We start from the raw sequence: 12,566 nt of genomic DNA, 5'->3' as shown, positions 1-12,566 counted from the left end.
CAAGCATAGAACGCGCCGGATTGACGGGGAATCTGCGAGCCGTGCGCGCGCAGAAGTTTACGGATTCTGGCGCTGAAAACGTGTTTGCAACGGTAAACACGCGAAAGTGTCAGCACTTTGATTGGGCGTGTTTCCTTGACCTAGGTCAAACCGCAAGGGCAGGGATCTCGCTGGGCGGATGCGGTTTCCGCAACATTGCGTGAGAGGATGGTTTAGCCGTGAGCGAACACGACATTTCAAGCGAGACCTCGGGCGAGCCCACTCGCCGCGATTTCCTTTACCTGGCCACCGGCATGGCAGGCGTCGTTGGCGCCGGCGCTGTTGCTTGGCCATTCATCGACCAGATGCGTCCGGATGCCTCGACGCTGGCGCTCGCCTCGATCGAGGTCGACGTATCGAGCCTGCAGGCGGGCATGTCGCTGACGGCCAAATGGCGCGGCAAGCCGATCTTCATCCGCAACCGCACCGACAAGGAAGTGGAAGAGGCCAAGGCGGTCGCTCTTGCCGACCTCAAGGACCCGGTTGCGCGCAATGCCAACCTTCCGACCGACGCACAGGCGAACGATCTCGATCGCTCGGCCGGCGAAGGCAAGGAAAACTGGATCGTCATGGTCGGCTCCTGTACCCACCTCGGCTGCGTGCCGCTCGGTCAGGCCGGTGATTTCGGTGGCTGGTTCTGTCCCTGCCATGGTTCGCACTACGATACGGCTGGCCGAATCCGTAAAGGTCCGGCGCCGGAAAACCTCCCCGTGCCGACCTTCTCGTTCGTTTCCGACACAGTTATCAAGATCGGTTGAGGGGACTACTGATAATGAGTGCTGAACATTCAACCTACACGCCAACGACTGGCATTGAGAAATGGGTTGATTCCCGTCTTCCGCTGCCGCGTATGATTCATGACAGCTTCATCAGCTATCCGGTTCCCCGGAACCTGAACTACGCATACACCTTTGGCGCCATGCTTTCCGTCATGCTGGTCGTCCAGATCCTGACCGGTATCGTGCTCGCCATGCACTATGCCGCCGACACGACCGTTGCGTTCAACTCGGTCGAAAAGATCATGCGCGACGTCAACCATGGTTGGCTGCTGCGTTACATGCATGCCAACGGCGCGTCGTTCTTCTTCATCGCCGTCTACCTGCACATTGCCCGCGGCCTCTATTACGGCTCGTACAAGGCACCGCGCGAAATCCTCTGGATCCTCGGCGTGGTCATCTACCTCCTGATGATGGCTGCCGGCTTCATGGGCTACGTTCTGCCCTGGGGTCAGATGTCCTTCTGGGGCGCGACCGTTATCACCGGCTTCTTCTCTGCCTTCCCGCTGGTGGGCGAGTGGATCCAGCAGTTCCTGCTTGGCGGCTTTGCCGTCGACCAGCCGACGCTGAACCGCTTCTTCTCGCTGCATTACCTGCTGCCCTTCATGATTGCCGGCGTCGTCGTGCTTCACGTCTGGGCCCTGCACGTCACCGGTCAGACCAACCCGACCGGCGTCGAAGTGAAGTCGAAGACCGATACCGTTCCCTTCACGCCCTACGCGACGCTGAAGGATGCACTCGGCGTTTCGATCTTCCTTCTGGTCTACGCGTGGTTCGTCTTCTACCAGCCGAACTTCCTCGGCCATCCGGACAACTACATTCCGGCTGACGCGCTGAAGACGCCTGCTCACATCGTTCCCGAATGGTACTACCTGCCGTTCTACGCGATGCTGCGCGCCATCACCTTCAATGTCGGCCCGATCGACTCCAAGCTCGGCGGCGTTCTGGTGATGTTCGGCTCGATCATCATCCTGTTCTTCCTGCCCTGGCTCGACACCTCCAAGGTCCGCTCGGCGGTCTACCGTCCGTGGTACAAGCTTTTCTTCTGGATCTTCGTGGTCAACGCCATCCTGCTCGGCTGGCTTGGTTCGCGCCCTGCAGAAGGCCTGTACGTTGTCATGTCGCAGATCGGCACGCTGTACTACTTCGGCTTCTTCCTCGTCATCATGCCGGTTCTCGGCCTGATCGAAACGCCGAAGCGCATTCCGAACTCCATCACCGAAGCGGTCTTGGAAAAGAAGAATGCAAAGGCGCAGCCAGCCACCGCACGTGCCTGATCAGAACAGCGATTGATAAGGAACCCACAACAATGAAAAAGCTTGTAACAGGCATTCTGTCACTTGCTGTCGTCGCTGGCCTCGGTCTCGGAGCGGCTGTCGCCGAAGAGGCGAAGGGCGGCGAGGAGCATGGCGGCGGTACGCCCCACTATCCGATCCACAAGCCGGAGCAGCAGGACTGGTCGTTCGCCGGCCCGTTCGGCAACTACGACAAGGGCCAGCTGCAGCGCGGCCTGAAGGTCTACACCGAAGTCTGTTCGGCCTGCCACTCGATGAACCTGGTGGCATTCCGCACGCTCACGGGCCTTGGCTATTCGGACGCCCAGGTGAAGGCATTCGCCGCGAACTACGAAGTGCAGGACGGCCCGAACGCCGACGGCGAAATGTACACCCGCAAGGCCGTGCCTTCGGACCACTTCCCGTCGCCTTACCCGAACAAGGAAGCGGCCGCTGCCTCCAACAACGGGGCCGCACCGCCGGACTTCTCGCTGATCGCCAAGGCGCGCGGCATCGAACGCGGCTTCCCGCAGTTCGTCTTCGATATGTTCTGGCCCTACCAGGAAGGTGGTCCGGACTATATCCACGCGCTTCTGACGGGATACCAGGAGCCGCCGGAAGGCGTCCAGATCTCCGAGGGCACCCACTACAACCCGTACTTCGCCAACGCTTCGGCGCTGGCGATGGCTCAGCCGATCTCCGCCGACCAGGTCACCTATGACGATGGTACGCCGCAGACGGTCGACCAGTACTCCAAGGACGTTTCGGCCTTCCTGATGTGGGCAGCCGAGCCGCACCTCGAAGAGCGCAAGCGCACCGGCTTCATGGTCATGGTGTTCCTGCTGATCTTCACCGGTCTGGTCTATCTGACCAAGAAGTCGGTCTACGCCAACAAGGAACATTGATCGCCGGCCGGCTCAGGCCGGCTCGATCGAAGTTTGAAAGGGCCCCGGTTCATCCGGGGCCTTTTTTCGTTGGATGACCCCGTGCATAGGCGGTCGTTGCGGCGAGCTTCCGTCGCTGTCGGACAGAGGCGATGGCAATGAGATGGAACAGGGTCGCGCCCGGCACGGAGGGCCGCAGAGCCTTTCCGAATGGAATATGCATGCAGAGACGCGCCATCGCTCAATCCCGGCCATTCCCGTCAGGAAACTGCTTTGCACGTTTGCCGGCGGCACTTCAAACGGGACCACGGTGTCTGAAAGTCGCAACGGCCAGAGGTAAACGGCCGTCCACGATGGCAATAACGTCGTGCCGTCTGAATTGGTGTCCATCGTCTGCGACGGGCTGGGGCGCAGCAGTTTACCGGGCATGCGCACGCTGCATCGCCCGGCCTTGCAGGCCAAGTAGCCTGTTTTGGCGCAGATTGGCTGGGGCGCCAATTCGAATTGGATGGCTTCCGGGGGCAATCGGTGAGCAGCTGTTGCTCTTCGTGCCTGGTACTGGTGAGATGCTGCCCGCGAACGATGGCCCCGTTCATGGTGATGATTTGCACCACCAGGCAGAAGCTGACCTATCCCTTAGCTTCTTCCAATCCTGCCGCTCTGCGGGAGGTCGTCTGGCCGCCTGTGACCAACTTATCGGTTGTCGAAATCCATTATGACCCGGCGAAGAGGATGCGCTATCCAATATGGGATTTGCGCGTTCGAGCGATACTGGGGGCAGGTGACGCCGTTGCTGGATCAGGTCCGCGAATTGCCGCCCGGAACGCTTGTCGCAAGCTGGTCCGTCAGGGACTGATCCGGCGATCCCAACTTTGTCATGGGCCGCGAAGGTGACGAGTGGGCCGTGTGCGTCGTCGGGCAAGGATAACGACTTTGCCTATTGCCCGCGTCGTGGGTTACGCACCAATAGTGCAAATTTCGCTTGGGCGGGCGTCGCAGCTCACGTCAATCCGGTCGCGGTACCTGGCCTTGCCCGATACGGATCACGCCGGCACACCCGCTGTGTCGTGCGAGCCCGGGGCGGTGGCAGGCCCGGGCCCACAGCACGCCGGCGAACCTGGCGCGGGTGCAGGCTGATGCGTGGGATGCTTACGGGACCTTGCTGGCAAGGGGACACGCCAATGGCTGTCGGCGGTTCAGCCACATCTGCCGCAATCCGTCACGGACAGCCGTGACTTGCATGACCATGATCCCGATGTCGGGAACGAGCATCGCGCATGTGGTATTCAGATAGTGTGAGGTATCCAGGTAAGTTGCTGATCCGCATCGGCTTCGCACGAAGTTGCGGCACGCCCAAGCCGGAGCAAAACTCGCCGTATGGTCGAACGTGGACTGTGGCGCGCATACGAAAACGGCCCCACCTTGAAGGTGGGGCCGTCTGATCTTTACCGATGGTGCTTCCTTAGTTGAAGCGGCCGGCCGCGTGGGCGAGCATCGTGTAGACCTTGCCCGTGTCCGAGGTGAGGTAGGTCTGAGTGATGCGCTTGTCCGGGTCGTTGCGCGCAACGTCGGCGAGCAGCTTTTCGAAGTCGGCGATGTAGCGATCGACGGCGGTGCGGAATTCCGGCTCGCGGTCGTACTTGCGCTTGATCTCGTCGAAGGTCTGCTGGCCCTTCAGCGTATAGAGCCTGCGGGTGAAGACGTCGCGTTCGCCGCGCTGGTAGCGGCGCCACAGGTCGACAGAGGCGTCATGGTCGATGGCGCGGGCGATATCGACCGACAGCGAGTTCAGCGATTCCACGACGTGGCGCGGGTTGCGGGTGTCGCCGCTGCGGGCAACCGGCTGACTTTCGGCCGGGCGCTGCGGAGCGGCGGCCGGTGCCTCCTCGCGTGAAGCGGCGCGCAGCAGGTCACGCATCCAGCCGCCGCCTTCGGCGACCTCGCTCGTTACGGCCTGCGTTGCCGGCTGAGCGCGGGTCGGCTGGACGGGGGCAGGCTGCTGAACCGTGGTTGCCTGCTCGATACCGAGGCTGCCGCGCAGCGCCGGAGCTGGTTCCTGGCGGCGCGGTTCTGCGACCGGCTGCTGGACCGCAGGACGAGCGACAGGTGTAGCCGCAACAGGGGCGGCGGCGACCGGCTGCTGGCGCAGCGGCTGTGCGACTTCGAGCTGCGTCGAGGACTTGCCGATGATATCCGACAATTCCTGCAGGGCCTTGATCTGCTCGGCCACGGCACGGCGCATGACAGCAGCGTTCTCCTTGGCTTCCTCGGGCAGGTCGAAGGCGCTGCGCTTCAGCTCTTCGCGGGTCATGTCGAGTTCCTTGCGGATCTCGCCAGCCGAGCGCCGGATATCGTCGGTCGCGCCGCTGAAGCGGCCGATGGCTTCGTCGATGGCGACACGCACGGCTTCGCGCAGCTGGGTTGCCACGCCGTCCGACTTCTTGCCGCTCTCGTTGAGCATGCGTTCGACGTCGGAAACCGAGGAGGCGACACTGCCGCGCAGGCGGGTTGCCACTTCCTTGGAGCGCTCTTCCGCATTGGCGAATGCGCCCTCGATCGACGCGTTCGCATCTTCGCCGACCTTGGCGATCGCCTGACGCAGTGCTTCGGACGCGCCGAGCGCACGGCCCTCGACCGCCGAAAGCGTCTTGTTGACGTCGGCAAACGACGTCTCGACGCCGGAGCGAAGGGTATCGGCAATCTGGCGCGAGCGGTCTTCGGCGCGCGAGAACACGGCTTCGACCGAGGCACCCGCTTCTTCGCCGGCCTGGGCCAGGGCATTGCGCATGGATTCGGCGGCTTCGGCTGCACGCTGTTCGGTGCTCGACAGCAGGCGGCCGACGTCTGAGAAGGACTGCTGGATGCCGCTGCGCAGGTTGCCGGCAACCAAACCAGAGCGCTCTTCGGCGCGCTGGAAGGCTCCATCCACGAAGCCCTCGAGCGCACGCATCGTGCGTTCGATTTCTTCCGAGCGCTGGACGAGACCGACCGACAGGGTGCGAAGCGCGTCCTGCCGTTCCTCGAGCGTGCTGACGAGGTTTGACTGGGCGGCGCCCAGGAGGTCAGACGCCTGGCCGAGCACCTTGGAGTGATCCTCGAAGCGACCGACGATGCCGCCGATCTGCGACAGCGTGGAAGCGGAGATGTCCGAGAGCTTGTCGACCTTGCCTTCGATGAGGCGGGTGGACGTCGACAGCATATCGGAAGCCTGGCGTGTGGTCTCCGAGAAGCGGGTGGCCGTAGCCTCCAGCCGCTGGTCCATGTCGCCGAGATTGTTGCTTGCCTGGTCGATGACGGTGGCAATTGCCGTGTTGTTGGCGGCGAGCTGGTCGATCAGGCCGAGCGCGGTCGACTGCAGACGGTTCTCGACCATCTTCATCGCCTTTGCCGTTTCTTCGGCGCGCAGCGAGATGGCATTGAGCGTCTCGCCGGTGCGCTCGGTGATGGCGTTGACCAGGGCGGCATTCTCGGCGCGCAGGCGATCGGTGCTGTCCTGGGTGACGCTGGCGATGCGCTCGGCGGCTTCGCGGCCGGTCGCAGCGTACTGGTCGATCACAGGGCGTGCCTGCTCGTCGATGATGCGTGTGAGCTCCATCGAGCGACCGGCGAGCATCGAGTTGAGTTCGCGGGTACGGTCGTCGAGCGTGGCGCGGATCGCTTCGCTGCGGGCTTCCAGCGCCTTCTCGGCGTCCGTGAGGCCCTGCTGGATGTTCTGGGCGTGGCTCGCGACCTTGCCATGCGTCGCGGCAAGGCGAGCGGTGGCCGTGTCGGAGGCTTCGGCCACAGAGCGTGCTAGCTCCGCATGGCGTGCGGCTGTGGCTGCTGCCGTCTGCTCGATCGCATTGGCGAAGTCGGCGTTGCGGGACGCCAGCACGTTGGCGAAGTCCTGACCGGCCTTGGAAAGAAGGCCAGCAGAACGGGCCGCTTCCGCATCGAGCTCCTGTGCCGCGTCGCTGACAGCACCGCGAAGCGTGTCGACCAGACCCTGAGCCTTGCCCTCGATACGGGCGGCTTCGGCGTCAAGCTCCTGGGCGACATCGCCGACGGCGCCACGAAGATTGCTGACGAGGTCTGCCGTCTTGCCTTCGATGCGGCCGGTTTCGGCGTCGATCTCCTGCGTGACTTCGCTGACGGCGCCGCGAAGGCTGGTGACGAGGTCTGCGGTCTTGCCTTCAATACGGCCAGCTTCGGCATCGATCTCGTGCGTTACGTCGCTGACGGCGCCGCGCAGGCTGGTGACAAGCACCGCGGCCTTGCCTTCGATGGTCCGGTTGACGTTTTCAAGTCCGATGTTGAGCGCGCGGTCCATGGTGCCGAGCCGCTCTTCGATCCGGTCCGTGCCGGCATTGATGGCGCTGGAGATGCGGCTTGCCGCTTCCTCGCTGGCCCGGTCGATTTCGCCGGCACGCTCACCGAGACTATCGGCAATGCGTTGGCCCGCATTGCCAACAATCGCGTTGACGCTGCCGACGCTGTCGCGGACGCGATCCTCCAGCGTGCCCAGGCTCGTCTCAAGCCGCAGGCCGGTGTCATCGACGAGCGCATTGACGCTGCCGACGCTGCCGCGAATACGGCTTTCCAGAGACCCGAGGCTTGTTTCGATCTTGGCGCCGGTATCGTCGACAATGGCGTTGACGCTGCCGACGCTGTCGCGGATGCGATCTTCAAGCGTGCCGATGCTGGCCTCGATGCGGAAGCCCGTGTCGTCGACAATCGCGTTGACGTTGCCGACGCTGTCACGGATGCGGTCTTCCATCGCACCGAGACGGGATTCGATGCGGTTGCCGGTTTCGTCGACGATCGCGCCAACCTTGTCGACGCTGCCGTGCATGCGGCCTTCGAGCGAACCGAGACGGGTCTCGATACGGGCTGCCGTATCGTCGACAATGGCGCTGACATTATCAACGCTGCCGCGCATGCGTTCTTCGAGCGAACCGAGCCGTGTCTCGACGCGTGCGCCCGCGGTATCGGCAATCGCGCCGACGTTCTCCGCGCTGTCGCGCATGCGCTCTTCGAGCGCGCCAAGGCTGGTCTCGATGCGCAGGCCGGTATCGTCGAGACGGTCGTTGAGGCCGTTGATCGACATGTCGACGCGGTTGGTCAGGGTGTCGGCTGCAAGGCTGATCTGACCTGCTGTTTCGGCAAGGCGTTCGGCGATGTTGCCGGTGGTCGAGCGCATGCGGGCTTCGAGCGTTTCGCCGCTGCGATCGATGATGCCGGCAAGGGCCGCCTGGCGTTCTTCGAGCGACATTTCCAGCATGCTGGCGCTGGTGGCGAGGCTGGTCGCAATCGACATCGACTGGTCGGACAGCATGCCTTCCAGCTGGTCGCGACCCTGATCGACGGCGAGGTTGATCGCATGGATGCGGTCGTCGAGGGTTGCACGGATCTGCTCGTGCGTCGACGACAGGGTTTCGCGCAGGTGTTCGGCGCGACCGGTCAGGGTCTGTTCGATCTCCGTCGCCTTGCCGGCGAGCGAGGCGGTCGCCTCGGTGGTGCGCGCGGTCAGCGCTTCGGCAATCTGGGCGCTCGTGGCCGTCAGTGCATCGGAAATCTTGCCGACACGGCCGCTGAGGTCTTCGGCGATGCGGGCGCTGGTGTTGGTCAGCGTGTCGGAAATCTCGCTGACGCGGCCACCGAGATTTTCGGCGACGAGCGAGACGCTATCGGAAAGCTTCTGCTCGATTTCGCCGACGCGATCGGTCATCGTCTCTGCGACAGCCGTGGCGCGGAATGTCAGGTTGTCGGCAACGTCTTCGGCGTGGCGGCTCAAGGAGTCGGCCATCTCGTTGGCGCGGGCCGTCATCGTCGAGGTGATGTGGGCAGAACGATCGGCAAGAACGCCATCGAGTGCCGACGTCTGGGTCGACAGGGTTTCGGCAATCGCTTGGCTACGCTCGGACAGGACGCGCTCCAGCCGGTCGGCCGTTTCGCCCACGGCGCCTTCGATCGCGTCCGTGCCGGTCGACAGAACGGTCGAAAGGGCAAGGGTGCGCTCGGACAGGGTGTTGTCGAGGCGATGCTGGCTTGCAGCGATGGCGCTGGTGATTTCGTCTGCGGAGCCCGTCAGCGTCTGCTCGATGCGGGCATGAGCGGCCTGCAGGCCGTCGACGAACTGCGCCGTGCGGGTGTCGAGACCTGCGGTCAGCCGCTGCTCGCTCGATGTCAGCGCACTGGCGAGCGCCTCGGCGCGTTGGCCAAAGCCGTTCTCGATACGATCCTGTGCCTCCGAGAGCGCGCCCATCAGGCTGGTGGTCTTTTCGGACAGGACGCTGTCGATACGGCTGTGAGCGCCGCCGATCAGGTTGCTGAGGTCGGACGTGCGGCTGCCGATCGTTTCCTCGATGAAGTCGTGCGTGGCGCCGAGTGCCGTCGCCAGCGAAAGCGACTGATCGGACAGGGCGGAGCCGATCTTTTCGATGCTGCTGTCGAGCGCGCCGCCGATGGCATCCGATCCGCCGGAGACGGTCTCGTTGATGCGATGCAGGCTCTCCATCAGCTTGGTGTCGAGCATGCTGGCGCGCTTGTCGAATGCAGATGCAAACTCGTGGAAGCGCTCGTCGAAGGCGGTGGCGAGCTGGCCGACCGTCGTCTGCAGCTTCTCTTCGAAGAATCCGCCGCGCAGGTCGAGATCCATGATCGCGTCATCGGCGCTGGAGCGCAGGCTCTGGCGGAAATGAGCGCCCTTTTCGTCGAGGGTGGCATTGAGCGTGGCCAGCACGTCTTCAAGACCGCCGGCGATCGCGCTCTGGCCGACGCTCAGGCTTTCGTTGAGGTCGCGGGTGCGGGCGATCAGCGTTTCGTTGAGCTGGCGCGCGCGCTCGTTGAGGGCGGCATTGAGCTTTTCGGTATTGGCGTCGAGCGAGGAGGCGCGGGTCTCGAACTGGCCGAGCAACTGCTCGCCGCGCTTCGTCAGCGTGTCGCTCAGCTGGTCGAGGCGGGTATCGAACTCGTTGCTGAGCCCGAGGCCGGCAGCGGTGAGGCCCGAAAGCAGCGAATCCGTGCGGTTCGACAGCATGGTGCTGATGTTCTGGAGCGCCGTGTCGGACTTTTCGCTGAGGGCGGCCGCGCGCGTGTCGATCAGCGAGGCGAAGGCCTCGCCGGAGATCGCGATGCGCGACGCGATGTCGTCACCCGCCTGGTCGAGCTCGTCCTTGAGCTTGCCATGCGCCCCGGCAATGGTCGAGCGGATGCGCTCGGAGTGGCCGATGATGGCTTCGCGCTCAAGGCCCAGTTCCTGGACCAGCGTGCGCACACGAAGCTCGTTCTCGCTGTAGCTGCGCTCCAGCGCGTTGACCTCGGAATGAACCAGCGTTTCGAGCTCGGTGGCGCGGGCGATCGTGCGCTCGATGCCTTCGTTCATCGCCGACACTTCGCGGCGAACGGCCTGGCCGACAGTCATCACGCGGTCGGCGGCTGCCGTTTCCGGTTCGGCCAGGCGCAAGGCGACTTCGGCCATGGAGCGGGCGGCGTTGCGCAGTTCCTGCGCGCGGGCGATCATGATGGCAAAGGAGAAGAAGAGCATGATCGGCAACAGGATGCCGATGGCAACGCCGACCGCGCCTGGCGTGGCTGCCAGATCGCTCAGTGTGCGGATCTGCCAGATCTGCGGACCGTAGAGAAGATTGGCGACACCCAGACCGGCGATAGCCCAGACGATCGACACGAGCGCTGCAACCCGGATGGCGGCCCGGTTCGAGCGCACGTCGAGGGCGCGCAGCATGGCGGCCGGCGAGCGACGTCCATCGTCGTTGGCAGGGGAAAGGGGTGGTGATTTCGGCGCAGGTTCGGGTGAAAGTCCGCGCGCGGCGTCATTGGCTCGCGCAGCGCGGGCGGCGTCCTGCTGAGGCTTGGCATTTCGGCTGTTATCGGGCTGGGCAGCCTGATGGGTGGGTTCAGACACATTTTCCTCCGGATCATCCAAGGAAGTCTTGTCGTTAGGGCTCGACTTAAGCTCGTCAAAATCGATCTTAAGGGCCGCTTCCAGAGCCTGGAAGGCCTTTTCGTCGATCGACTCGTTGCTCTTCTTCGTCGCCATAGGGATACGCCTCATTACCTTTTGCCTCCGGCGAAACCTGCTCCGCATCGCCCGCGTCTGCGGGCAGGGATCGTCTTCACCGGGGCGGTGACGGCAAGATACGCGCATCACATCTACGCAATACCCTACTCACACCCACTGCATTTCCTCGATGGATAGTCGGAATTGGTCCCGGAGGGCACCACTCGCAACGCTTATCCACCGGAACGGTTGCCATTTTTGTACGCAGGTCCGTTCCTAACCGTATCGTAGTGACACATTAGCCAGGTTCTTACAATTAAGAGCACTCCGGCTTCATTAAAATCCTAATGAATTCTTAATGCGATAGAGGGGGTTAGGGCGGAAAAGACAAGGAAATCAGCAGGTTTAACGGTCGTTAACCAATTTCCCAGATTCCTGCCTATATTGCGCCCCGATTTAAGCCGATAGCAGCGCCCGCCCGTGGAGGATGATCGCTCGAAATCGTAGCGAGTGTCCTTTGACGGCGCCCGGTGAAAGGGCGCCTCAGGGCACGGCGCCGGTGCCACCCGATGCGGTCGATGCGCAAAAGTTGCGCGACGGCGCGGCGACACCGGATAAAGACAACATATCAAGCAATAGGAAATTGGCTCATGGCGGCCCTCAGAATTGCCTTCGAAGCTCCCGACACACCCGGCAGCGCTTCGTCTTCCGGCCGGAAGCCGATCGATTTTGTCCATCTTGCCGCGCAAACGATGGGCGACAAGGCGCTCGAGATCGAAGTGCTGCAGCTGTTTGCCCGGCAAGCGCGCAAGGTGATGAAGGACATCACCGAAGGCGACGTCAACGCACGCGCCCAGGCAGCCCACCAGTTGAAGGGGGCGGCCCTTGCGGTCGGAGCCGTCGATGTCGCCGCTGCGGCCGGCGCGATCGAACAGCGCCCGATGGATCCAGCCTTGCCCGCCATCCTTGCGGAGAGCGTGCTTGAGGCGGAGATGTTCATCCTGAAGCTCTGCCGCTGATTGCAACCTGCCGAAAAGTGTCATCGCGGCGCGTGCCTGAAGGGTTCGGCCGCGATGCACAGTCGGGCCGTTGTTGACTGAATGGCCGAATTGTTGGAAGACCTTTTCCTGAATCCGCGCCCGCTGCCATGCGGCTTAGCGCTATCGGCCAGTCTCATCAGCTTATTCCGGAAAGTGACATGACAAAACTTACGATCGTCGCCTTTGATGGCACGCGCCACGAACTCGATGTCGCGAATGGTTCAACCGTCATGGAGAACGCCGTTCGCAATTCGGTTCCGGGCGTCGAGGCTGAATGTGGCGGTGCCTGCGCCTGCGCCACCTGTCATGTCTATGTCGACGATGCCTGGACGGCTGTCGTCGGCGCGCCGGAAGCGATGGAAGAGGATATGCTGGACTTCGCCTATGACGTGCGTCCGACCTCGCGCCTTTCCTGTCAGATCAAGGTCAGCGATGCCCTGGATGGGCTGGTCGTTCACGTGCCCGAGCGCCAGGCCTGATCCCACCCGCGTTTTCGTGCCGGTCCTTCAGTTTGCATATGCGCCAAAAAAGCGCCTCGCTGGTCGTGTGACGAG

General features: G+C 63.2%; 6 protein-coding genes. 5 read left to right on the top strand and 1 reads right to left on the bottom strand.

The window, feature by feature from the left end; all coding sequences use genetic code 11:
* The first annotated feature begins 218 nt into the window (after positions 1–218).
* The 3 genes from petA to RTP54_RS09330 are packed head-to-tail and all read left to right on the top strand — an operon-like array spanning position 219 to position 2,994.
* Positions 219–797, top strand: coding sequence for a ubiquinol-cytochrome c reductase iron-sulfur subunit (petA, locus tag RTP54_RS09340; RefSeq protein ID WP_112804858.1), 579 nt, complete (start codon positions 219–221; stop codon positions 795–797).
* Positions 798–811: 14 nt separating this feature from the next.
* On the top strand, positions 812–2,092 hold the full coding sequence (locus RTP54_RS09335) for a cytochrome b (protein WP_112804860.1): 1,281 nt from the start codon (positions 812–814) through the stop codon (positions 2,090–2,092).
* Positions 2,093–2,124: 32 nt separating this feature from the next.
* Positions 2,125–2,994 carry a cytochrome c1 gene (locus RTP54_RS09330; RefSeq protein ID WP_112815545.1) on the top strand — a complete coding sequence of 290 codons (870 nt, stop codon included), beginning with the start codon at positions 2,125–2,127 and terminating at the stop codon, positions 2,992–2,994.
* A 1,441-nt stretch (positions 2,995–4,435) separates the two neighbouring features.
* Here the strand turns inward: RTP54_RS09330 and RTP54_RS09325 are convergent.
* Positions 4,436–11,011: a kinesin gene (locus RTP54_RS09325; RefSeq protein ID WP_312363215.1), complete on the bottom strand. Its 6,576-nt coding sequence runs from the start codon at positions 11,009–11,011 to the stop codon at positions 4,436–4,438.
* A 611-nt stretch (positions 11,012–11,622) separates the two neighbouring features.
* Between RTP54_RS09325 and RTP54_RS09320 the strand changes: the two genes are divergently transcribed.
* Positions 11,623–11,991, top strand: coding sequence for an Hpt domain-containing protein (locus RTP54_RS09320; protein ID WP_112815542.1), 369 nt, complete (start codon positions 11,623–11,625; stop codon positions 11,989–11,991).
* A gap of 179 nt (positions 11,992–12,170) precedes the next feature.
* A complete protein-coding gene (locus RTP54_RS09315) occupies positions 12,171–12,491 on the top strand; it encodes a 2Fe-2S iron-sulfur cluster-binding protein (RefSeq protein ID WP_112804868.1) in 321 nt (106 codons plus the stop codon).
* Positions 12,492–12,566 lie beyond the last annotated feature (75 nt).

Source organism: Ensifer sp., assembly GCF_031989085.1.
Lineage (GTDB): Bacteria > Pseudomonadota > Alphaproteobacteria > Rhizobiales > Rhizobiaceae > Ensifer.
This window is presented reverse-complemented; position numbering and strand designations above follow the sequence as displayed.